Annotated in this window: 10 protein-coding genes and 1 pseudogene; 7 read left to right on the plus strand and 4 right to left on the minus strand. The window is 34.7% G+C overall.

Translation table 11 applies throughout. From position 1 onward, the window contains the following. Positions 1-102: 102 nt before the first annotated feature. Together BAQ44_RS08890 and BAQ44_RS08900 are read right to left on the minus strand one after the other, a co-directional pair. On the minus strand, positions 103-15,135 hold the full coding sequence (locus tag BAQ44_RS08890) for a beta strand repeat-containing protein (protein WP_071721506.1): 15,033 nt from the start codon (positions 15,133-15,135) through the stop codon (positions 103-105). 477 nt (positions 15,136-15,612) lie between these two features. Beyond that, positions 15,613-16,143 carry a cysteine hydrolase family protein gene (locus tag BAQ44_RS08900; RefSeq protein ID WP_000589748.1) on the minus strand — a complete coding sequence of 177 codons (531 nt, stop codon included), beginning with the start codon at positions 16,141-16,143 and terminating at the stop codon, positions 15,613-15,615. 2,414 nt (positions 16,144-18,557) lie between these two features. Here BAQ44_RS08900 and BAQ44_RS08905 point away from each other — a divergent pair. The 7 genes and pseudogenes from BAQ44_RS08905 to BAQ44_RS08935 all read left to right on the plus strand — a co-directional run bounded on the left by BAQ44_RS08905 (position 18,558) and on the right by BAQ44_RS08935 (position 25,738). Continuing rightward, complete coding sequence (locus BAQ44_RS08905; protein WP_001997354.1) at positions 18,558-19,373, plus strand: C39 family peptidase; 816 nt, start codon at positions 18,558-18,560, stop codon at positions 19,371-19,373. Between the two features lie 28 nt (positions 19,374-19,401). Continuing rightward, entirely contained in the window at positions 19,402-20,082 is a 681-nt protein-coding gene (locus BAQ44_RS08910; RefSeq protein WP_000756749.1) for a response regulator transcription factor, read from the plus strand. Continuing rightward, positions 20,082-21,924, plus strand: a pseudogene (locus tag BAQ44_RS08915) (sensor histidine kinase). Before BAQ44_RS08910 ends, BAQ44_RS08915 begins: the two are co-directional and overlap by 1 nt. 1,080 nt (positions 21,925-23,004) lie before the next feature. After that, complete coding sequence (locus BAQ44_RS08920; protein WP_000263523.1) at positions 23,005-23,307, plus strand: hypothetical protein; 303 nt, start codon at positions 23,005-23,007, stop codon at positions 23,305-23,307. Positions 23,308-23,320: 13 nt separating this feature from the next. After that, positions 23,321-24,331, plus strand: a complete 1,011-nt coding sequence (locus BAQ44_RS08925) for a zinc-ribbon domain-containing protein (RefSeq protein ID WP_000609152.1) — start codon at positions 23,321-23,323, stop codon at positions 24,329-24,331. 482 nt (positions 24,332-24,813) lie between these two features. Then, positions 24,814-25,023 (plus strand): hypothetical protein, encoded by a 210-nt coding sequence (locus BAQ44_RS31365; protein ID WP_001021329.1) that lies wholly within the window; start codon positions 24,814-24,816, stop codon positions 25,021-25,023. 310 nt (positions 25,024-25,333) lie between these two features. Next, positions 25,334-25,738, plus strand: a complete 405-nt coding sequence (locus tag BAQ44_RS08935; RefSeq protein WP_000701128.1) for a hypothetical protein — start codon at positions 25,334-25,336, stop codon at positions 25,736-25,738. A 374-nt stretch (positions 25,739-26,112) separates the two neighbouring features. On the opposite strand, the gene BAQ44_RS08940 is transcribed toward BAQ44_RS08935, so the two are convergent. Further along, on the minus strand, positions 26,113-26,538 hold the full coding sequence (locus BAQ44_RS08940; RefSeq protein WP_000186246.1) for a protein-tyrosine phosphatase family protein: 426 nt from the start codon (positions 26,536-26,538) through the stop codon (positions 26,113-26,115). A 26-nt stretch (positions 26,539-26,564) separates the two neighbouring features. Next, positions 26,565-26,846 carry a HesB/IscA family protein gene (locus BAQ44_RS08945; RefSeq protein WP_001027741.1) on the minus strand — a complete coding sequence of 94 codons (282 nt, stop codon included), beginning with the start codon at positions 26,844-26,846 and terminating at the stop codon, positions 26,565-26,567. Positions 26,847-26,871 lie beyond the last annotated feature (25 nt).

A 26,871-nucleotide genomic window follows, 5' to 3' on the forward strand; every position in this document is an offset into this window, starting at 1 on the left:
TTATCAGAGGTTTGAAATAGATTAAGTAACTAGAGGTACCATGTCAAAAAAGCTTGTAATTTGGATAACATCCAAATTACAAGCTTTTTATTTTTTATTTAATTACTGCCACCAAATCCAAGCCCAAAGGTAATTTCTTATATTTCGAGGAGTAATGCGAATGAAGCGTTCACCGTCAAAGAAGCAATTTAAATTTGGAAGTGTTTCATCTGGATTTTCTGGAACAAAGGTGACGATGTTCTCGTTACTTGTAACGGTTACTGTAATTGGTGGATCGGTAGGCGAGACTTGAAGTTGTAACGAAATATTGGCCGTATTTTTAAACTCATTATTAACAGGTGGACTTATTACTTGTACTGTGAATAACACGATAATTGTTTCGTTTGGCTCTAAATTAGTGGCAACTAGGAAACCGATATTCGGATTCGCTAGTGGAGAGCGTTCACCGTTAATAAAGACAGTGCCGTTTATAAATTGTAAACCTGCTGGAATAGTATCTTGTAACGAAATATTTGAGAGTGAAATTTTGGAAGTATTTGTAATGCGTACCGTGTAATCAAAATATTGATTTAAATAAGCTGAGCTGACGGAAGCATTTTTCGTGACTGTTGTAGTTATAAATTGAACTGGTATACGAACAATATTTGAATTAACAATGAAAGTAATAATTGGATCCTGTGGTGTCAATTGAAAAGCAGCGGTAACTGTTGCAGAATTTATAATTGTACTGTTTGAAGGAATAGAAGTTACGAGGACTTGAAATGTTATAGTTGCTACTGTACCTGCAGATAAAGAACCAATATTAATACCAGTGTCTGGACGAACATTTGGAACCGAAGTACCGTTAATAGTTACGCTGTTTTCTATAAATGTTGTACCAGCTGGAATTGTGTCTATAACAGAAGTACTAATTGTCGGAATTGTGGAATCATTAAATACCTCTAATGTGAATGTAATAACATCTCCTATAACGACGATAGATTTGTCTGCTGTTTTCTCAATGTTAATTATTGGCTCGATTAATGTTGTTGTAACGGTATTTGTTTGCTTTGTAATTGTAATAGGTGGTTCATCTGGATCAATGATAACGGTATAGGAAACAGTAGCATCGTTATTAATTGTAGGTTGAAGAGTAGAAGAAGATATTGTCACTTGGAACGTAATAATGACAGAGTCATTATGAGCAAGATTTCCTAACGTAATACCATTTTCCGGATTCTCATTAGGCTGATTGATTCCGTTAATCGTAACACTACCAGCAACAAAAGTCGTATCTATTGGTATGGTGTCTATAACAAGAAGGTCTTCAATCGTTACATTACCGCTATTCATAATCGTAATTGTATACGTTAAAGTTTGAGCAGGTAAGGCATTCGTTACATCAACAGATTTTATGGCAATGACATTATCATTTTGGACAGTAGTTGTGACGGTATTTGTTGTAGTCGTATTTGTAACGGGTACGTTATTTGGGTTGACTATATAGTTAAAAGTAGTAATTGCGTTGTTGTTTAGTTCATTTGGTGTTGGAATAGTAGTCACAGTTACTTGGAATGAAACGATAGCATCTCCATCTACAATTATAGTACCAATTGGTATGCCGCTTACTGGATTCACTCCTGGAAGAGTTTCTCCGTTTACAATGACGCTATTTTCTATAAACGTAGTACCTTGAGGAATAATATCTTGAATGATTACATCATTTACTGCAACATTACCGGTTTGATTTAGTGTAATCGTATACGTTAACGCATCACCAACCGTTGCAAATGCAAGGTCAACAGTTTTATTACTATTCAAAGTCGCATGATTAATTGTTGTTACGGCAGCTGATGAAATAATAGTTTCGGTAATAGGCGGCTGGTTTGGTAACGTGTATTGGTATTCAATTGTACTCGTATTAGAGATTGGATTTGTTTGCGGAATTGAAGTAACCCGTACTTGGAATAGAATAGTTGCTGTCGTATTAGGCGGAATGTTATCAAGTTGTATCCCGCTAAGTGGATTATCATTTGGACGAGCGCTTCCATTCACAATAACACTATTCTCTATAAAGCTCGTATTTGCTGGGATGATATCTGTAACGATAATATTTTCCACTTGTATATTCCCATTGTTTGTGATGGAAATAGTGTAAGGGATAATCGTTTGTAGGTCAGCGTATTGGATAGGCGTTGTTTTTGTTGCAATTATATTAGCAGAAATAACTTCAGTGAAGGTAATATTACTAGTTGATATTTGTTCTTCGCTATTAATTGTATAACGAGAAGTGGATTGATTTTGAATACGACCACTAGCTGGAAGCGCTACGACAGTAACAGAAAATGTGACTGGGATAGAAATGTTAGGAGCAATCGTTCCTAACAATATACCGGTACTTGGATTGGCATTAAGCTGCGGAATGTTATTTACTAAAACGCTACCGTCTATAAAGGTTGTTCCACCAGGAATATTGTCTGTAAATACAAGAGCAGTAGCATCCGTATTCCCTGTATTTGTTAAAGTTGTTGTATAAGTTAAAACATCACCAATTGTTACAGAAGTCAAATCAACAGTTTTAAGTGAAACGATATCAGCATCATTAATTTGAACGAAAGTAGTGTTGGAAGTAGTCGATTTTTGAATTGGTGCAAAGTCAGGGTTGAAAATAAAGTCGTAGACGATGTTTGCAGTATTAGGTGTTGGGTTTGCAGCAGGTAAATTCGTAACCGAAACTTGGAATGTTATTGTAGCTACTTGACCTGATGTGATATTCGGGATGGAAAAGCCGATATTCGGATCTGCTGCAGGAAGTACAGTGTTGTTAACTGTTACACTCCCCGAAATAAATACTGTTCCATCTTCTATAATATCAGTAAAAAAGATGGAGTTAGTTGTAGTGGATCCGTTATTTTGAATGAGTACTGTATATTCAATAGTTTCATCAATATTAGCTAATACTGTATTAGCGGATTTTGTAGCGATAAGAATGGCATCAATAAATTGTATATTTGTAGTATTGGAAGATGTCGTTTCTGAAATTGGTGGTAAGCTTTGGTCTGGCTGATACTCATAGTGGATGACGGCGATATTATTCATGTTATTTTGAGAAGGTATCGAGTCTACATTTACTTGGAATGTAACGATAATTGTATTGTTTGGAAGGATAATATTAAGTGAGATTCCGGTACTTGGATTTTCGTTAGGTCTTGGTATGCCATCTACAAGAATGCTATCTGGAACGAATGTGGTGCCAGCAGCGATTGCGTCAATTAGGAGAGTATTTGTAATAGGTACTGTACCAGCATTTGTAACTGCGATGGTATATGTGATAATTTGACCGATGCGTGTAATGGATCTGTTAGCAGATTTAATTGCACTAACATTTGCTGTACGGACTTCCGTGTTTACTGTATTTGATAATGATCTACGCTGAATAATTGGAGAACTAGGGTCAATTTGGTATTCATATGAAGTGTCTGAGATGTTAATGACTGTATTGTCTTCAGGTATATTTGTAAGTTGTACTTGGAATGAAATAGTGACTGTTTCATCTGGTTGTATCGTGCCGAGAGTTACTCCATTTTCAGGATTCGTACCAGGCTGAATGACATTATTTATTGATAAGCTATCTTCAATGAATATTGTCCCTTCTGGAATGTTGTCAATGAACACCGTATTGTTAGCTGGAACCGTTCCGATATTTTGTAGTGTATTTGTGTAGGTAATAAATTGCCCGATGGAGACGAAAGTTACATCTGCGCTTTTAACGGAAATAATATTCGCATTTTGAAGTGATGTTGTAACAATGTTAGAATTTGCAGAGCGATTCACTGGTGGAGCTGTAGGAATACTTATATATTGGTAAGTTACTGAAGATTGATTTACAATTTCGGTTTCAGTAGGTGGATTATTTGTTTGTACTTGAAATAGTATTGTTTTGGAACTGTTTGGTGGAATCTTTCCAATTGGTATTCCGTTTTCGGGATTTGCATCAGGCTGAAGTACACCGTTAATTGTGACACTGTCGAGAACGAATGTAGTCCCAACTGGAATCGAATCTGTAAAAATAATATTTATTGCGTCAACATTGCCGCTATTTTTCACTTCAGAAATATAAAGTATAGTTCCGCCAATATCTACAGTTATTGGATTGGACGTTTTTGTAATTGTTAATTGTGCTTGCACGAAATTTGTAATGACAATATTACTTGTAGATGTTTCAGTAATAGGCGGTTGCCCTGGATCTGGTTGAATTGTATATGTTGTATTAGATTGATTTGTAATCGATTGTTGCGAGAATGGATCGTTAATAAGAACTTGGAAAGCAATAAGGTGAGTAGCGTTTGCTGCTAGGTTAGGCAAAGTAACACCTACATTTGGATTGGCACCAAGTATAGTTGTTCCGTTAAGTGTAAAACTATTGTCTACGAATGTAGTCCCTTCTGGAAGCGTATCTGAAAATATGAGATTCGTAGCTGGAATATTTCCGGTATTTTCTAGCGTTATCGTATAGGTCAAAATATCACCTGTTGTTGCTTGTTGTGCATTGACTGCTTTTAAAGAAAGAACATTCGCATCCGAAATTTGTGTGAAAGCTGGATTAGACGTAATTGTTCGAGAGATGATAGGAGCAGTTGGATCAGCGATAAAAGTATAGTCAATACGAGCTATATTAGAAATTGGATTCACGCTTGGAATGGATTGAACGATAACTTGGAATGTGACGGTGACGATTTCCGAAGGTGCAATGGAGTTTAATGAGATCCCTACGTTTGGATCAGTACCTGGAGCTGAAACACCATTAATGGTCACACTATCCGGAATAAATGCAGTTCCCTCTGGGACCAAATCTGTTAAAGTAACTGTATTTGCAGTTGTATTCCCGTTATTTTGAACGACTACAGTGTAAGTGATTGTACCGTCAGTAGACTGTACGAGGGAATCTGTATTTTTAATTACAGATAGTGATGCATCAACGACAGCTGTATTAACCGTATTAGATGAAGATGTTGCTGTAACTGGAGGTTGACTTGGATCGACAATATATGTGTAACTTGTAAGTGCTTGATTTATAATTGCTCCTTGTGGCGGAATAGAGTTTGCAAGAAATTGGAACGTAATTGTAGCAGAATCACCTGGTGCGATAATGCCAACTGGAATACCGAGAGTTGGACTTGCATCTGGAAGTGAAATTCCGTTAAGCGTAACACTATTGGGAACAAATAATGCCCCTTCAGGAACACCGTTAATGAGTAATACCGAGTTTGCAGGGAAGTTTCCAGTGTTTGTTAATGTTGCTGTATACGTAATTATATCTCCGATAGATACAATTGTTCGATTTGCTTCTAAAACCGTTGTAACAGTAGCATTATTAATTTGTGTAGAAGCACTATTAGAAGTAATTGTGCCTGTAACAGGAGGAGAAGTCGGATCAACAAGAAATTCGTATTGAACGGATGCAACGTTTGTAATTGGGTTTGAAGGCGGAGTAGATGTAACTATGACTTGGAAAGTAACGGTTAAGGAACTGTTCGTACTAACGGTTCCGATATTAACTCCGTTATTTGGATTTGCACCTGGAATGGTACTTCCATTTACGGCAAAACTATTTTCAATAAAGGTCGTTCCAGCTGGAATGAGGTCTGAGAAATTTACATTCGTAGCGTTTGTACTGCCGCTATTTTGTATTAAAACTGTATAAGTGATCGTGTCTCCAATATTCGCAAAGGCTGTACTAGCAGTTTTTACAGCTGAAAGTATTGCTGAATGAATAGAAGTAACGAAGACGTTCGTTTCCACATTGCCAGGCTGAGCCTGTAATGCATTGCCTACGTTATATTGGAAGTTAACAAATGCTAAGTTTTGGAGTTCAGGTGTGAATGTTGATGGATTGCTTACGATTTGAACTTGGAATATGATTGTTACAGTTTGATTTGGAATGATCGTATTTATGCCAATACCGCTGGTAATAGAAGTGGATGGTAATGGAGTGCCATCAACAATAACGGATCCGGCAACAAATTGTGTCCACGATGGTATCGGGTCTGAGAAAATAACGTTATTGGCAGGGATATTTCCAGTATTCGTAATTGTAGTTGTATACGTAATTGTATCACCAATCGTTGCAAAAGCTTTATCACCGATTTTAGTAGTAGTTAAAATAGCACTTTCAATTGTTGTGATAACACTATTTGAAGTAATGTTTTTTGAAACAGGAGGATTATCTGGATTAACGATATGCTGAAAGCTAACGCTAGCTTGATTCGTAATTGGATTAATAGCCGGGATTTCATTTGAAGTAATATGAAATTCTACAATGGCAGATTCGTTTGGCGCGATATCACCAATTGGGACACCTGTAATGGTGTTTGCATTTTCGATAATAGTTCCATTAAGTGTAAAACTATTTGGTTCAAAGGAAGTTCCGTCTGGAATAACGTCGGTAAAAATAACATTCGTTGCATTAACATTTCCGCTATTTGTAATTGTAACGGAGTAGATGATATCTTGCCCAATATCTACTGTTGACACATTTGAATTTTTTTGTGCAGTAAGAATAGCACTATTAATTTGTGTTGTCGTTGTATTAGATTGATTGGAAGTTGTAATAGGTGACTGGTCTGGATCAACAATATAACGATAAGTGGTAAGAGCTGAATTAGAAATAGGGTTGTTGATTGGTAGGGTTGTAACGGTAGCTTGGAATGTGATAATTGCTGCAGTACCACCGTTAATTGAACCGATATTTACACCAGTAGATAAATCAGCATTTGGAATGGTTTGCCCATTAACTGTGAAACTGTTTGGAACAAAAGTTAAATTGCTATCAAGCGTATCGATAACGGTAACATCAGTTGCAGTCACATTCCCTGTATTCGGGAGGTTAAGTGTAAATGTTATTGTATTACCAACATCCGCAAAAGTAAGATCTGTTGTTTTTGTACTTATAATATTCGCGTTGTTTATTTGAAGAAGCGTAGTGTTGGAAGTAGCCGCACTTAATACTGGAGGATTAACAGGATCAACAGTAAACTCATATGTTGTTGATGCTGTATTTGGTGCTGGATTAATAGGGGGAATGCTGTTCACTGTAACTTGAAAGACGATACTATATATTTCATTAGGCGGAAGTGTTGCAAGTAATACACCTGTATTTGGATTCGCGTCAGGTTGTAAAACACCATCGACAGTTAATGTGTTAGGAACAAATGTGACTCCATTTGGTAATACATCTGTGAATACAATATTAGTTGCATCTGTATTTCCTATATTCGAAATAGAAGTAGTGTAAAAAGCAGTTTGCCCGATATCTGCAAAGGATACACTTTCATTTTTCGTCATGGATAATAGTGCTTCTTTAATTTGCGTTGAAACAGGATTGCTAATTGAAGTTTCTGCATCAGGCGGTGAGACTAATTGGTACGATGTTGATGAGAAATTTACAATGGGGTTTTCAGTTGGTAATGACGTTACAGTAACTTGGAACGAAATTGTTACTGTAGTCCCAGCTGTTATAGTTCCGATATTTACACCGTTCACTGGATTTGCACCACTTTGAAGAATTCCATTAATAGAAAATGTGTCTGCAATAAATGCTGTTCCGCTCGGTACGGTATCTGTGAATATAACATTTTGCGCAGATGAGTTTCCATTGTTTGTTAAAGCGACAGTATAAGTGAGTGTGTCTCCAATACGACTAAAGGATTTATCGACTTGTTTTAATGAAAGAATGGTAGCTGTATTAATCGTAGTGAACACTGTGTTTGAAGTAACGGTCCTTGAAACAATAGGGGCATTAGGATCAGCGATAAATGTGTAAGAAGCAGTAGCGGAATTGGCAATAGGATTTTGGGCTGGTGTAGAAGTAGCGGTAACTTGAAATGCTATAGATATTGAGCTGTTAGGAGCAATTAATCCAATTGTAATACCTGTATTAGGGTTGAGCCCGATTTGTGTGATGCCATCTATTGTAACGCTATCAGTTATAAACGTCGTACCATCTGGTATGAGGTCAGTGAAAGTAATATTCGTAGCGTTTGTATTACCGCTATTCGTTAAAATTGTCGTATAGGTAATGGTATCACCTAGTGTTACAAGTGTTTGATCTACAGATTTCACCATCGTTATCATAGCATCTAGTACCGGGTTTGTAACGATATTTGTTGAAATAGAAGTTGTAATAGGAGTTCCGTTTGGATCGACAGTATAAGAATATAAAATTGTGTCATTACCCATAATCGAATTTGAAGGGGGAACAGAAATAACATTTACTTGGAAAGTAACAGTTACTGTTTCACCCGGTGCGATATTTGGTATAGTTACTCCCAGTGCTGGTTGTGCACCAGACTGCTGAACGCCATTTATCGTGAATGAATTTGGTATAAAGGTAATGCTAGCTGGAATAGCGCTTGTGAAAGTAATATTCGTAGCGGCTGTATTTCCTGTATTTGTAATAGTAGTTGTATACGTAATCGTATCTCCAACTGAAACGATAGATTTATCAGCACTTTTTTGGGTTGTTAAAATTGCACTATTAATAGTTGTCGAAACAGCATTAGATACATTCATTTGTGATACGGAAGGTTGGCTAGGGTCGACCACATGTGAAAATTGTACAGAACTAGAATTAGAAATTGGATTTATACTTGGAATATTTGTAACAAGTACGTTGAGAGTAATCACAGCCGTTCCGTTTGGATTTATATTTCCAATCTGAATCCCGTTAGCTGGATTTCCGATCTGCTGTGTACCAGAATCGTTTGTAAGAGTGCCAGATATGAATGTCGTTCCGTCAGGTAAAATATCTGTGAAAATTATATTTTGTGAAGTAACATTTCCAGGGTTACTTAATGTAATCGTATAAGAAATTGTATCGCCAATTGTTGCGAAAGTTTTATCTACAGATTTAACAAGTGTAATTTCTCCGGAATTTATTTGTGTCGAAACCGGATTGGATGTCGTACTTCTTGAAACGAGTGGTAAATTAGGTCCTGTCATAAATTGATAATCAATAGAAGCGCCATTTACAACTGGTGAGTTTGGCCCCCCAGGTCCAATTGTGAAAATTGGATTTGGAATGCTAACTACTTGCACGCGGAAGGTAATGTTTGTAAAATCTCCTGCAATAATATCCCCAATTGGTACCCCATTCGCTGGATTTACCCCAGGTAATAAAACCCCGCCTACTCGAACGCTATCCGCTATAAACACTGTATTATTTGGAATCGGATCTGTAAAAATGATATTCGTAGCAGTTGTGTTTCCTATATTCTCCAATAAAACAGTATACGTTAAAAATGAATTTCCAGGTGCTACGTCAGAAAATAGTCGATCCACACTTTTCGTTGCTTGAATAATCGCTTCGTTAATTTGAACTAAAGTTGGATTACTTGTAGCTGTTTCTGTCACCGGCGGCTGGGTAGGATCAACAATGATCGAGTATGTCGTGCTAGACTGGTTCAAAGTTGGATTTGTAACTGGTATTGAGCCAACGATAGCTTGAAAGCTAATTGTTGTCGTTCCTCCAACTGGAATTGAGTCTAAAGAAATCCCGCTATCTGGTCTAAATCCAAGTTGTGGGATGGTATTAATTTGTACGCTATCAGGAACGAATGAAAGTTCAGGTGGTAATATATCGATAAAAACAGGTGTGTTTGCGGTAGTATTTCCGCTATTGGTGAGGGTAGTTGTATACGTAATTGTATCTCCAACAGCAGCAAATGCACTGCTTGCAGTTTTTGTTGCGATAACGGAAGCAGTATTTACTTGTGTAAAAGTTTTATTAGATTGAACTGTTCGTGAAACTGGCGGTTCATTTATACCTACAATAAAGCTATATTGAAGCGATGATTGGTTTGGGATTGGATTCGGATTTGGGAGTGATGTAATGTTTACTTGAAAACTGAGTGTAGCAGATGCATTTGAATTCAAGTTGCCAATATTGATACCATTTTGTGGATTTGCATTAGGAATAGTTGTTCCATTTACCGTAAAACTGTTTGGAATAAATGATGTACCATTTGGAATTACATCTGTAAAAATAACATTGTTTGCGGTAGTATTACCGGAATTAGTAATGATAGCAGTGAAAGTCAGTGTATCTCCAATAGTAGCAAATCTTGAATTGACAGTTTTATTTATAGAAAGAGTTGCATCAATAATTGGCGTAACCGTCGTATTCGTAACTGTACTACCAACAGCGGGTGATTGGTTTGGATTTACGGTATATTCATAATTTACAAGAGCATTATTTGTTAATGTGCCACTAGGTGGTATCGCTAAAATTTGTGCTTGAAAAGTAATGAATACAGTATCTCCTGGGGGAATATCTGCTAAGTGAATACCAAGTGATGGATCTAACCCTGGCTGCGGAATATTATCGATAGTTACAGAGTTTGGCACAAATGAGGCGCCTGCACCGAGTCCATCTGTTAAAACTGTAGCGCTAGCAGGGATATTCCCTGTGTTCGTAACTGCAATCGTATAAGTAACGATATCCCCAATTGCAGCTGTCGGTGTATTCACTGACTTCGTAGCGACGATTGTAGCGTTATTAATTTGAGTTGTTATTACGTTACTTAACGCATTGGCGGACGCTGGAGGTAAGTTAGGATCTATGACATATTGGTACGCTGTATTGCTTTGGTTCGGGATTGGATTTGGACTAGGAATGGAATTTACTATTACTTGAAATGAGATTGTTGCACTTGTATTAGGGTTTATTGGATCAATTGCAATTCCACTTGCTGGGTTTGTATTAGGAAGTGTATTGCCATTTACTGTTACACTATTAGGAATAAATGATGTTCCGTTTGGAATTACATCTGTAAAAATTACATTTGATGCAAGTGTGTTCCCGTTATTCGTTAAAGTAGTTGTATACGTAATAATATCATTTACGTTAGCAAAGTGTTTATCTGCCGATTTTACAGCGGCAATCGTAGCGTTATTAATAGTTGTCTGTACGGTGTTAGAGGCCACCATCTGCGTTACAACTGATTTGGATGCGTCGTATGTGTATTGGAATGTAGTGCTCGATTGATTCGTAATCGGATTTGGACTAGGAATAGTTGGTACAGAAACTTGGAATGCAACAGTACGTGATGAATTCGCTCCTATCGTCCCAATTAAAATGCCATTAGCAGGGTTTGCATTTGCTATAGGGACACCGTTAATCGTTACAGTATTAGGAAGGAAGATGGTACCAGCTGGAATGATATCTGTAAACGTTACGTTAGAAGCAGGGATATTGCCGTTATTTGTTAAAATTGTTGCATACGTTATGACAGCGCCAACATCAGCGAAATTTGTACTTGTTAGTTTTGTGGCAACAATATTAGCAGTATTAATTTGCGTCGTTACTATATTGCTAGTAGCGTTTCTGACAACGGCAGGTAAACTTGGATCTGCGATAAAGCTATATTGAAGTGCAGCGCTATTTTGAACTGGATTTGGTGAAGGTAAACTATTTGCACTTATTTGAAAAACAATCGTTGTAAAACCACCTGAAGGAATGGAGCCGACTTGAAGACCGGTACTAGGGTCTGCACCTTGTTGTAAAGTACCACCTATAAAAATACTATTTGGTACGATAGTGGAGCCATTAGGGATTATATCGGTAACAATAACATTATTTGCTGTAGTATTGCCAAGATTAGCTAAAGAAATTGTATATGTGATTGGTTGCCCGACATCGGCGATAGTTAAATCTACTTCTTTGACAATCACTACATTTGCTAAATTAATTTGTGTACTTACAGTGTTACTTACAGATGTTTCTATAGTTGGTGGATCGCCCGGATTTAGAATAAAGCTATACTGTGTACTAGATGAATTTAATGTTGGATTTTGTGTTGGTAAAGAGGTGACGGTTACTTGATAAGAGACAGTAAGTGAGCCATTAGCAGCAATGGAAGGTAGTGGAACACCTATATTTGGATCTGCGTTATTTTGAAGTACACCATTAATAAGAAAAGTATTTGGAATAAAGGTAGTACCGTCTGGATTCGTATCTACGAAAGTAGGGCTATCAGCAGAAACACTTCCTGCATTCGTCAAAGTAACAGTATAAGTTAATATATCCCCTACGGTAGCGAACGCTCGATCCACTGTTTTGGCTGAAATGACATTTGCATCGTTTACTTGAGTAAATGTAGTGGTTGAAGTAGTGTTCTTACTTACAGGTGAAGTGTTTGGATCAACGATAAAGTTATAGGAGATGGAAGCGCTATTTGAAATAGGGTTTGGATTTGGAATGCTAGTGATTACTACTTGGAATGAAGCTGTAATTGTAGTATTAGCATTGATGCTACCAATATTGATGCTAGCTGGTGTAACGCCTGGCTGAGTAACACTGTTAACTATAACGCTGTTTGGGACAAAAGCGGTTCCATTCGCAATTGAATCAGATAGTAATACATTGTTCGCTGCAACATTTCCATCGTTAGTAAGAGCAAAGGTGTAAGTTAATACATCACCAACTTCCGCAAACGTTTTATCTACAGATTTATTAGCATGGAGATTTGCTAGTCTAATTGTTGATGTAACAGAATTAGAATTTGCTGTTTTTGAAGTCGGTGGCAAACTTGGATTTACAGTATATAGATAAGAAGCGAAGGCGTTATTAATGATAGGATTTTGGGTCGTAATATTGATGACTGTTACTTGAAAGGATAAGGTGAAAGTAGCTCCTCCTGGTATTGTACCAATAGGTACGAAAACGAGTGAATCTACATTTTGTAAAACACCGTTGAGTGTTACCGAACCTGGTGTTAATATCGTTCCATTTGGAAGTGAATCTGTTAGCTGTACGTTAGTTGCAGCTGTATTTCCACTGTTTGTAATAAGGATTGTATAACTTATCGTTTCGCCAATTGTGGCAAATTGTTTGTTAGTTGATTTTGTTAATGTTACATTCGCATTATTAATTTGAGTGGAAACGAGATTAGAAGAAATGTTTTTTGTAACTGGTGATTGGCTAGGGTTGACGGTATATTGATAAGAAGCGCTTGATCCATTAAATACGACGTTTGACGCGGGTATTGTATTTACTACTACTTGAAATGAAACATTTTTTGTTGTACCAGTTGGGATGGATCCAATGTTCACACCGTTAGCGGGATTTGCGCCCACTTGTGTCGTGCCATCAATTGTTACACTGTTTACAACAAAAGTTGTTCCAGTAGGAATGACATCTGTAAAAATAACATTGTTTGCATTCGTATTACCTGTACCTGTAAAGGAAACGGTGTACGTTAGTATATCACCAATATCTGCAAAATTTTTATCTACTGCTTTCGTCATTGTTACAGTAGCATTATTCACTTGAGTGGAGACAATATTCGTCGTATCAGTCCCGCTTACTGCCGGTTGATTTGGCACAGGAATGTATTGATAAGTTGTTGTACCACTATTTAATATGGGATTTGTTTGCGGGATAGAAGGAACGAATACTTGAAATGAAACCGTAGTCGTAGAATTAGCAGCAATAGATCCAATTGATATACCAGTAGCGGGATTTGCGCCAGCTTGGGTAACTCCGTTCACAGTTACGCTCCCTGGAATGAAAGTAGTCCCGCTAGGAATCGGGTCCGTATATATAACATTTGTTGCAGCGATATTTCCTATATTAGCTAAGGCAATACTGTAAGTTAGCGTTTCACCAATATCGGTAAAAAGTTTATTAACTGATTTTGTGCCATTAATATCTGCGAGGTTAACTTGTGTTCCAGCAGAGTTGCTTGTTGCAAGACCGTTAAAGGTCGTTCCACCGGCGATTGGTGTATATTGAAATGTAATATTAGCAGTGTTAGAAATCGGATTTGGATTTGGCAGAGAAACGACAGTCGCTTGGAAAGTTACTGTACGAGAAGCACCATTATTGATTGTTCCAAGAGATATACCAGCGGCAGGATTTGCATTTGTTTGTGGTATGTTATCTACCATTACAGTGCCAGGTATAAAGGAAGTCCCATTAGGGAGAATGTCTGTCAAAATAACGTTATTGGCGGGAAGAAGTCCGGTATTAGGGATAGTAACTGTATAAGTGAGAATGTCTCCAATTGTAGCTACACTTTTATTCACGCTTTTCGTTGCTTGTATATTAGGTGAGTTTATATTAATTTGTAAACCGACTGTATTTAACATGTATGCATCTCCTTTAGTTGTTAAACGGATTGCGGCAGATACTTGAGAATTTGTTAAATAGGGAGAAATATCAATGGAAGTAATGTCCCAGCCTTGTCTTCCTGCAGAGATGTTTGTACCTGAAGAAGCACTTTGATTTCGCGTTCCAAATGTCCCTGTTGTATCTAAGTTTCCTGCAGCATTATTAATTTGGGAACCGAAGAAATTATTTATGGCATTATTTGGTCCGGATAAAGCGTTTAATGAACTGAAATTTGGTCCGAATAGAGCCTGATCCCCAATTAAATCAGCATCCCCTTCGGTAGAACTCAAAAATAATCGTCCGCTTACAGGTCCTCCGGAAGGTGTTAAAAATCCTGAAACAGCTACATCTGCACTACCGGTATCAGCAGAAACACGGTTACCCGCTACATAAATGGTTAAGTTTCTTGCTGGCAATGTCCCATTTTGATAAGCGACAATGAGCGTCCATCCAGAAGAATTGATAGCCCCATTAGAAGCATCTAAAGGATCAACAAGTCCAGGGACAGAGCCAGTTGTATAAGAGCCAGATCCAGCAGCTTGAACGAGAGATGTTACATCTGCAGAACGTGTATAGAATCCAAATGTGACAGATCCAGAAACGAAAGTTTGATTTGAAGCTGTAACAGCCGAAGGGGTAATTGGGTATGTTGAAACAGGTGTAGTAAAAGAAACAGGGTTTCCTAAAACACTCGTAATGTTTTGATCACGAGATAAATAGTTTCCACCCCAAACGAGTTCTGCGTAAAGAATCGTACTACCAGCAGGGATATTTAATACAGCGGTAGAACTATTTTGTGTATAGTTTAACGTTGTACCAGCAGGAAAAGTAGGTACTTGTAAAGCGGTATTCGTAGTTACGAATGCACCAATTGCCCCGATTGTACCAGCACGGTTTTGGTTACTAATTTTACTTAAACCTAGTGTGTTCCCTGTAATCGCAAGTGCCCCGTTAGTAGTGGTAGAAAATCGATTCGTAATGGGCATTTTTTCACCTCATTTGCATATAGTTTTGGTCAAAATACGATATGCATATAAACAATCAAAAGGAACATGTATAATTGAACTATAAATTCCTTCCTTAATCATTGGAAGGAATTTAATAGTAACAAGGGCTATTTTTAAATCAGTTAATATTAACATTAAAGGAAACTCCAGGGACACAAACATTGATTTATAAAACTGCATTTGTTCCTCTATTTTGTTTATTTTGACTTTTGGATAGCACCACATGCCCATCAACTTAAGAATTTAGAATTACCCCAAAATGAAAAAAATAAGCTTTTTGTTACTTAATAACGGTGTGTCTGTAGCCCTAAAAGGGGCATTTAATTATTAGAATATAATTATTACATTATCGCATACAGTAAAACATATATTTAATAATAGGAAACAGGATTAATACCTTAGCTAAATTTAAATGATTCGTACTATATCTATCAAGAAAAACCTATTCAAGATTAATTAAAATTCAATTATCTGAGCTTTTTTCAAATCAGCAAACCATTCACCTATTATATCGTTATGATGCTTAATAATTTGGGATGCCGATAATAATGTAGTGTCATATGTACTATGCCCATCTTCAACAAGAGTAACATCATACCCTAAGCTATATGCACGTCGACACGTCGCATCTATACATATTTCAGACTGAACGCCTGTAATCACAATGTGTTCGATGTCCCTTTTATTCAATTCTTGTTGAAGACTTGTTTCATGAAATGAATCAGGGTGGTTTTTTTCAAGAACGATATCTTCAGATAGTGGAGCTACAGATTCATGAATTGCCCATTCCGGATTTCCATGCTCTAATAAAGATCCTGTTTTCCCATTAAACTTCATGTAAAAAATAGGCGCTTGGACAGTACGAGCTTTATGGATTAACAATTGAATGTTTTTTAATAATTCAATTCCTTTATATAGCATTCTTTCTTCTTTAAATGAACCCACTTGTACATCTATAATAAGCAATGCTGCATAGCCTTTTATCATAAACGACCACCTCACATTTTGATTAAAATCATACAAGTAAAATATGTATAAAATAAGTATCCATTTTTAAAGTATCCAAAATGGATAGAGAATATAAATATGTGGAATCATGAATTTTTTTATCTTCAAGCTAGAAATGAATACATTAATAAAGTTTGTATTGCTTAATGTAGCCTAGAGGTGTTTGAATGTAGTGAATTTCGCACGTACAGTGTTAAGTGGCGCAAAAGATGGAGATAACTTCAAAGTCTTACCTATCGCAACGATGGGGATGAAGAATGACCATAAATAGAACCTGTTGTTTATAACAGGTTCTAATCAGAGTTATAGGCTCAATTACAGGAACTACAGATCTACTGGGGGGTAGTGTAATTCCTGATTAAAATTAAGATATGTTAAAAAATTTTAAATATGATTAATCAAATGATAACTAAACAAAATCGTTATTTTAAAGTGACTCAAAAAAGAGCACAGATATAAATGTGCTCTTAGAGAGGTAGGTTAAGTATCCTATTGGCCATTGTTCAAAGTTAATATATGTACGTTTAACTAAAAAGTGAAAAATAAAAACAGGATAGTTAGAAAAAAGCTAACTGTTTCATTGCAACTTGTAAAAAAGAATGTGGGAGGTTCAAAAAAGAAACTATATATAATTATACAAGTAAAACAGAATTGTACAGCATGAAAAGGAGCACTACATAAGTGAGTGCTCATCGATAAGGAGGTAACTTTTTTAGCTAAACACCCTTCTTAAAGAATATGCTGGAAAAGTGGGAAATAAAACTAAAATATAGTAACTAATGATGTTATGAATAACAATTTATAGGGAGAGGTTTAATGTTGTTATTATTTAAATAATAAAGCAGCTAGCTCAATGAACTAACTGCTTTATTGTCCAACAATAACGATACCCACAATACGTTGTAACTTAAAGTTACAACTATAGTATAAACGGAATTAAAAATATTATGTAAAATTAAAAGTGAGCTAAATAAGGAAACTAAAAAGAGCACTAGGTACAAGTGCTCTTTAAAAGAAGACCCTATGAGTTAATAGCTACATATCCGTAATATATGATGACAAACAAGTTAATATAAAAGAGCATTCAGCAGAAAACTAACTGCTCATTCCTAGAAGAAAAGGAAAAACAAAATTAAAGAAGTCACTGTGAATTCAAGCTGCATCAGCCCATCTATAGCATTGGACATAATGAATAGAAACAATAAGGTCATTAAAACTCACTTATAAAAACGTAAAGGAGGCACTGCTTAAATTGTAGTATCTCCTTTTAAAAAAGTTAAGTTCAGCTTTACTTCTGAAATCAAAACAGATAATAAAGTTGTTTATTTCCTTGTGAAACTAAAGCTACCATATAGTTGAATAATATAAATTGTTTTATTCGAATATATAGTTTTAACATTGACTTTCCGTCCTTATCCAATAACGGAGTAAATTCCCCTGCATATCCACTCAACTAAATAAATGATGAATTCCTATTTCTTTATCTACCATTATTACTCGTGAACACATAATTTAGAATTTTATTCGGAAAAACTCAAAAAGGCAGCTAGAAAAAACTAACTGCTCTAGTAAATACTATGAATACAATGTTTATTCGTATTCAAACTTGGATTACCTATATTGTTAACATGCCCTAAAAATTTATTCAATAAAAGAGCAGTTAGCCCAGTCTAACTGCTCGATGCAGAGGTATTGTATGCCGAGTTATTGATTTTATTCAAGGAATAAAGAAATTGTATTTATTTGAAAAATATAGTTGAAGAATTTTATAGAGAAAATGTAGCAAATTCTATATTACAAGAGATACAAGGTGTAGCTCCAATAGAAGACAGAAGTACGAAGACCTAAACAACTTTCTGAACCAAATTTTAGTAAGGCTTCAACTAATTTAACTGCATTTGAAACAAAACTAAATAGTAAAACCTAATTAAATGTGAAATTCAACTAAAATTTAATTCTACATAAGTAACAAAAGATATTCATGAAAATGGATACTTTCTCTTCTAAAAAGTATCTATTTTATGTCCATGTACAAGTGTAGAAAGACATAAAAGTCTAAACTAAAATCTCACAAATAATTGTTGATAAATAGTAATTACCATATAGCAATAGGATTTGTAAATAATAATCAAACCACATACCTAAAATCTCGAAGATTATACTTTAATGAAAAGAATTCGAGGACTTTTTGCAAAGTACGAAAAATTAGAACGTGAACTTAAAGAAGTTAAATATTGCTTGTTGAAAGCAATATTTGTAGCACATAAGATTAATACGTAAAGCAATTATCTTTATATAATCTTGATATGAATTTTACTTTGTCTTTCTATAAATATGATTTTATCTAAATATAAACAAATTACACTCTCCTTATAAAGCATCGAGGAGAGATAATGATGAATCCATTTAGAAAAACAACCCTGTTTGTATTTACACTATCAGTATTAAATACAAACATTGGTATGTCACATGGTGATATTCCTATATTTACTAAAATACAACCTGCAATACCACAAGAGGAGAATGCAAAATCAGAAGTAGAATATATGAGAAATGAATCAGTAGAATCAGAAAAGGTACTTGAAAAAGAAAATAGGCCCATAGAGCAAGAAAAAGTGATAGTAAGGCCATTGGATGTGCCGCTGATTCTACAAAAACCAGAATTGATGAGAGGTTGTGAAGTAACGAGCCTTGCTATGGTGTTGCAATTTTCAGGTGTACAAGTCGATAAGATGGAACTCGCTGCAAAGATAAAGTCTGTACCATTTCAGGGAAAGGGTATAAAGGGGAATATGCACAAAGGGTTTATTGGGGATATAGCTACATTTGATAAACCTGGACTAGGTGTTTATGTAGAGCCGATTTTAGAATTGGCAAAGGAGTATGTTTCAGAAGAGAAAGTGAAGGATCTAAGTCACAAAGAACCTCAGCAAATATATGAGGCGATAGACAGAGGGCAACCTGTATGGGTATTAACAAATGCCCGTTTTAAACGGTTACCTGATGATGAATTTTATACATGGCGTACAGATGCAGGAGAAATGAAAGTGACATATCACCAGCATAGTGTCGTTGTGACCGATTATGATGAACAATATGTATATATTAACGATCCACTAAAGAAGGACAAACACAGAGCAATTGATCGGAATAGTTTTGAACAAGCCTGGATTCAAATGGGAAGACAAGCGATGACAGTTTCAATGTAAAACGAACGTAGATTGGATGAGAATAGAGATGAAAAAAGTTTTAATAGTTGAAGATGAACAGATTATCCGAGAGACTGTAGCCCATTATTTCTCGCATGATGGATATGAAGTAATTACAGCGGAAGATGGTCAAATTGGGCTAGATTTGTTTGCTGAACAAGAGCATAATATCAGTTTAGTTATTTTGGATATTATGCTCCCATTAATGGATGGATGGTCAGTGTGTAGACGTATTCGAAAGAATTCTAATGTTCCTATTATCCTATTAACGGCACGAAGTGATGAAGATGATACGTTACTTGGATTTGAACTTGGGGCAGACGATTATGTAACAAAACCATTTAAACCGTCTATTTTATTAGCGAGAGCAAAACGTTTGTTCAAAGATACAAATCAACAAGTACAATATCAGGACTGTATTAATTTATGTGGTATTCGCTTAGATAAATCAGCACGTTCTGTTTCAATAGATGGACAAAAAATAGATTTTACACATACAGAATATGAAATTTTACACTCTTTAATGCAACACAAGGAACAAGTACTATCAAGAGAGCAGTTAATCACAAATATTTGGGGATACGATTATGATGGAGATGATAAAACACTAACTGCACATATGCGTAATGTACGATTAAAACTTGGTGAGAAAGCAAAACACATTATTACAGTTGTTCGTACGGGTTATAAATTTGAGGTAGAAAAATGATGAGAAAGAAGATTGTGTTTCAGTTATTTTCTCTTACCTTTTTACTATGTTGCATGATTATCGCAGCTATCTTTTTCGGACAAATGTATGTGATGAAATACTTATATATAGATAAAGAAAAAGAAAATGTTCAGAAGCAATTACAACGGTACTATACATTTTATGAAGCTCATAAACAGGATGAAAATACACTCCAGAGGAAGGAACTCTCGTATGCTAATCAGCAGGGTATTATGATTGCTAGGCTCGATAAAGAAGCCAATATCAAGAAATTACCATCAGGAGATCATTATATAAAAACAGTTGATAAAAATGATTCGAGTCGATCCTCTAAGGTTGTGTTTAATAATTTAATCAATGCAAAGAAAGATATGGATCCTAATTTCAGTATATTAATTACAAGTTTACTCAATAAAACGACTAAACTAGCTATCATGGATACAGTAAGTAAAAGATCGAATAAAGACATAGTGATTCCTACAACATTGAGAATAAAAGGTTATGATGGAAATTTTGTTGCACCTACTTATTATCAGATTGATAAATATATGATGTCTGGTGCTAAAAATGGTATGAAGGTTTTTTCAAAAGAAGAAAGTGAGAAATATTATTTCTTAGAGGGAATTGTAACAGAGATAAATTTCCCAGTTTACTTCAATTCAAAAATGAATAATACATTGTATAGTAATGAGGTGTTTGCAAATCGTATTTTGCAATTTCAATCGGAATGGATCAGCGATAAAGTGAAATTACAAGGAGACGAATGGGTTCAGAATGAAATCAGTATAGATGGAATCAAGTATCTAGAAACGATAAAACCACTCATGCAAAATGGACAAGTAAATGAATTCATTTATACATTGTCTTCGTTACAACCGATTACAAAAGTGACAGATGTAATGAGTGATTATTATATATATTATAGCATTTGTGCTGATTCTATCGCTGGTTGTATGTTTATATTATTCAAGAATTATTACCAAACCATTACTAAAAATTAATGAAGCAACGAAAAAAATAATGCAATTTCAATTTCAAGATAAGCTTTCTATCAAATCAAAAAATGAAATTGGTGAGCTTTCCTCTAATATTAATCAACTCTCAGAAAGAATGGAAGGATATATCAATCAGTTAAAAACAGACTTAGAAAAAGAGAAAAAATTAGAACAGACACGAAAAGATTTCATTGCAGGCGTTTCGCATGAATTAAAAACGCCACTCAGTGTCATGCAAATATCTGCATCTATGCTGCAAGATGGAATCGCGCCTGAAATGAATCAATATTATTGGGAAGCATTAGAAAAAGAAATAGAGAAAATGAATGTGTTAATAGATGAAATGTTGAATTTGGCTAAATATGAATCCGGAACGTACCAAATACAGATGGAGCAGGTTAATATAGGGAATTTAATTCAAAAGGCAGCAAAAGATTTACAAGTTCAAATTAAAGAAAAATCACTACACATCAAATTAAATATAGATAATGTTTGTGTTAAAGGTAAAACACATCTGTTAGAACAGGTCATAACAAACTTGTTTACCAACGCGATTCGCTATACAGATGCGAATCGAACCATTGTGATAGATGTAAACGAGAAACAACATGACGTATATATAGGGTTTGAAAATAAAGGGGCACATATAGCAGAAGAAAACATAGATAAAATATGGGATCAATTCTATAGAGTGGATAAATCAAGAAAAAGAGTATATGGTGGAACGGGTCTTGGACTTTCAATTGTAAAAAATATATTAGATTTACATAATGTAAAGTACGGTGTAACTAATACAAAAGATGGGGTATTGTTCTACTTCCATTTAGAAAAATGGGATACAAAGTAGTAAGATGTAACATTGATATTATAGATTTTACTGTGGTGTTAAAGGCGATTTACATTCATATAAATTATTTTTAAAAAGGTGCGGAGTCAACTGAAATGTACCCTTTAAAATGGACAGTTTAATAAAAAAAAACTGAAAAATCAAGCCCGGAAAAGATGGTTCCGATATTCAATCGGAATCATCTTTTTTAATGTTCACTGATAACGATTATAATTATACCCCTCCATCTATTAATGGTATCTTTAGTAAAGTTGAAGAATATGTAGGCTAAAGCGTCCATAGCGTTGCTTTTTTTGGTTATATAAGGGTAATATCATATAGGAGTAGAGGCCATGCATATTTGCACCAGAACCGGTTAAAATTAAGGTGGTTCAGTTAGAGAAAGGAACTTTATGGTATCATTTTAGCGAGTTTATTTATATTAAACTATATAAATAAGAAGTTGCATAAAGGTAAGTAAATATTATAATTGATTTTGAACCATTTAATCCAACAATAAATGACATAGCGATCAAACTTACTATGGTACTTTTTATACCGTTATTCTTAGCCTTGCTTATCAAAGTCATACTTATGAAATTTATGAGAGAATCGATTGCTGGCAGACTAGCATATCTATCTTGTCTATTTTTTATGTACTATGTATTTAAATTTGTTACAGAGTAGAAAGACATCTTAGGATGTCTTTTCTTTATAAATAACAGTAATGTAGTATTTAAGCCTATACGTTCACACAAGATTACATGTATTTAGTTCTGTATATCAATAAAGTTTTGGAACTTGATTTTCTTATCCAATCAAGTTCCAAAAAACTCTAAACTAAAAACTTATAAAGAATCTTTGATAAATAGCCATTATTATAAATTTTGTAGGTACTTTCATGTCTTAATAACAGGACATGAAAGTCTAAACCTTTTGAACATAGGACAAAAAACTCTTAACTACTTAGCCAGTAATATCTTTAACTTATTTTATTATAATAGATGAAAATAATGATAAAATTATACCTTTTTCCTAATTGCACGTGTGAATATTCTGATACAATAGAATTAAATAAATTTAAAGTTAGGGTGAAACGTAATGTGGGATAGTCATTTCCATGGTACTCCAAGTAAAGTGATAGTTGAAGAGATTTCTTCGGAAAACAATAGTGATAAAACTTTTAAAGTTGGACAAATATATTCACATCCATTATATGTTTATAAGCTAGAAATTTCTAAAATTGAAGCGTATAAAGGTGAAAGTTATAGTTATAGAAATGCTTCTATATTTGTAAAGCCTTGCTTTTTTAATAGGGAAAATGAAATTGTTAAATTAGATGAGTATGAGATGACTACAGAAGAATTGAACGCAGACAAATGGTGGATTGAATCAGAAAAATAGAGGTGAGAATACTATGATTAATTTACTTATAAATACAGGTCTTTCTAAAAAGCTGTTAAGTGAATGGCATCCTATCAAGAATGGTCACTTGAATCCTGAAGATATTACATATGGAAGTTACGAATATATTTGGTGGGAGTGCTCTGAGGGACATGTTTGGGGATCAACTCCTAATGATAGGCTGAAAGTTGAAGATGAGCTTTGTCCAAAGTGTATGAAGAAAAAGCAGCAGCTAGATAAATTAAACAATGTTAATAAAATAGAAGCTAAATCACTTAGATGTATTGATCCAGATTTATCTAAGCAATGGAATTTCAAAAGAAATGCAGATGTAACACCTGATAATGAGATGATTGATGAAGAGAATTGGAATGTTAGATGGTGGATATGTGGTAAGGGTCATGAGTGGAAGGAGTCTGTTAGAAGTAGACTTCATGATAAAACTGTGTGTCCATACTGTTCAAATAAGAAAGTTTGCAAAGACAACTCATTAGCAACAATGTATCCAGAGATAGCAAAGGAGTTTTGTATCTTTGACACATGTTATCGGCAGAAATTCCGAAATCCATATGAGGCAATTTATACTTCAAATGAAGAAGTAATGTGGGTTTGTAAAGAAGGTCATATGTGGAGAGAAAAAATAAATTTAAGAGTGAAAAATGGTAAGGGATGTAGAACTTGTGAAAAGTATCAACAGTCAATTGCTCTTCATAACCCAGAAATAGCAAAAGAATGGCATCCTACAAAGAATAAAGAAGTATATGGTGTAACAACACCAGAGGAGACATCTACCAGATGTAACGAAAGAGCATGGTGGATTTGTGGTAAGTGTGGACATGAATATAAAGCAATGGTCAAAGCTAGACATGAAGGGGCTGCAAAATGTCCGTCATGTTATCCTCCAGAACCAAGGGTAAGAAAAAAGAAAAGAGAAGCTTTATTTCAAACTTATAATAAGATGGAAGATAATAGGGTTATCTTTGAGAAGAATTTAAGAGGAAAATTTAAAGATAGTGAAGGATAGCTTGAAATCTTTTTTCAAATTTGTGCTGGGAAGCTAAAAAACTAAAAAAGTGTCCTTTTTGCTTTTTTAGTTTTTTACATTTTATTTTGTGGAAATGAATTTAAATAAAAGCACCTATAAATCTCTAAGGTGCTTATTTTACTATATCTAGACCTTGCTATTTTGTGTAGCAAGGTCTTTTATTATATGTTCTATTTATAAAGTGAATTTAGTACGATAGAACATTTTCAATACTCCTAGAAATCATAGCAGTGCTTTTTTGTTATAAAGGATAATATTATATAGGAGTAGAAGCCATGCATATGACAAAAAAGAACAATTTCGGTAGGAATCCTGATTGTTCCCTGAAATGCGTCTTATATTTGCAAAAGAACCGGTTAAAATTAAGATTGTTCAGTTGGAGGAAGGAACCTTATGGTATCTTTTTAGCGAGTTTATTTGTATAATTTTATTCTTTAAATAGAACGATAAGAGAAAGGTAAGTGAATATTATAATTAATTTCGAACCATTTAATCCAATAATGAATGACATAGCGATCAAACTTGCTATGGTACTATTTATACCGTTATTCTTAGCATTGCTTGTCAAAGTCATACTTATGAAATTTATGAGAGAATCCGTTGCTGGCAGGCTAGCCTATCTATCTTGTCTATTTTTTATGTACTATGTATTTAAATTTGTTACAGAATAGATAGGCATCTTAGGATGCCTTTTTTATAAATAAAAGTAACGTAGTATTTAAACATATACGTTCACACAAGATCACATGTATTTAGTTCTGTAAATCTATAAAACTTTAGTTTGGATTTTCTTGGCCCAAGCTAGTCCCAAAAATGAGAGTTTAGAGTTTCATGCCTTTGTACAGTACATTAAGATAGGAGGGGAGTTTAACTCACATTTCCTCAACTGTTCGTTAAATTCCGATTTAACGAACAGTTGGTATTGTCTTATTTATATGTTATGATGTTATTGTCATTTATTATAAGTTGAGGAGAATTAATATGAAAATTCCTTTTATGAAAGAAAAAACAAAAAAAGTAGAAAAAAGATATTTGCAAGCAGAAACATTTGTACAACTATTCTGTGGTTTAATGATTCCTAGAATACGAGACGGAAAAGACATTGAGACAGCTTGGAATGAAATAAAAGATTACTTTGAGGAACCTCGTTTTAAACATGAAAAAGTATGTTTCAGTAAAGGTTTGAAGTATAATTTCGAAGATCTTATTGAAGCATACAATGAATTATATTATGAAGAAACACCCGTCTACTTCAATTTACTACAAGTATTTAAAGAATACCATGCCAGTGAAAAACAAATATTAGCTGATCAGTTAACCATTTATCAGGTAATGAATACAAGAGTGCCTTATAGTACAGAGTCCTACTTTCCCAACACTAAATAATAGTTTGTAAATGTTATAGTATGAATGACGTATGAATCATCCATAATGAAATTTTCAAGCGAATTAGTAAATAGAATATGATTTCAAAACGACAAGAACATTTGTTCGTTAAAATTGTATTTAACGTGAAGAATAGATAGCTGTTTTTTTATTCTTCGTATATAATTGTACAAAGACATGAAACTCTAAACTAATTAGACAAGAAAGTCTAAACTATCATTTGGGGAACTTAGTTGGGACAAGAAAGTCTAAACTAAAATTTTTTAGATTTATATAATATCCATTAAACATAATGTTAAACCAAATTAATTTGAAAGAATATAATTTATTAAAGAAAAATCCCCAAAAATATGAATTTTTAGGGATTAGATATATTATACGTATAAACGGTTTAACACTTGTTTCATTTCTGGCTTGATACTAATGCTTGAACGGATTTCTTTTGCTTTTTGTTCAGCTTCTTCCACATTAGATGCATGCCCTAATTCTACTAACAACCCTGTAGCAACTGTACCTGTACGATTACGTCCACCAGAACAATGGAAAAATACTTTTTTATCTTGTTCAACAGCTTCCTTGACCGCCGCAATTGCATTTCTTACTGATTCATCTTGCCCTTCAACACCTTCTACGATTGGATAAGCATGACGTTTAGTCCCAGACGGAAACCCTTCTGGTTCTTCTCCACCAGCACGTAAATCAAACACCTCTGTAATCCCGTGCTTGTTTACTGCGTCTTGTATAGCGTCTACTCCACCAATATATACTTTTCCTTTTACTAATTCGTGATAGTTAGTCATGTTTGTTAATCTCCTTCAATTATTAGTTAGCAGCAGTTAGATCCGCCACTGATAACCAGTCCTGCGCCTTGTTGATCCTCTACATAGTCTAAAGTTAAAGTATTAACAATTTCAGCTACTTTTGGATCCATAGCGACTTGAACACCATTTACTGTTTCTGTGATATCACTTTCTTCTGCTTCGCCTAAATTAATACCGTAACTAGGGCCACAGCATCCAGCACCCTCAAATGTAAAACGTAATGTTGAAACACCGTTTTCTTTCATGGCATTTTCAATAAATTCTTTTGCTTTATCTGTAATATTCATTATTATTTCTCCCCTTCACAGTAAC

The organism is Bacillus mobilis, from assembly GCF_001884045.1.
Taxonomy (GTDB): Bacteria; Bacillota; Bacilli; order Bacillales; family Bacillaceae_G; genus Bacillus_A; species Bacillus_A mobilis.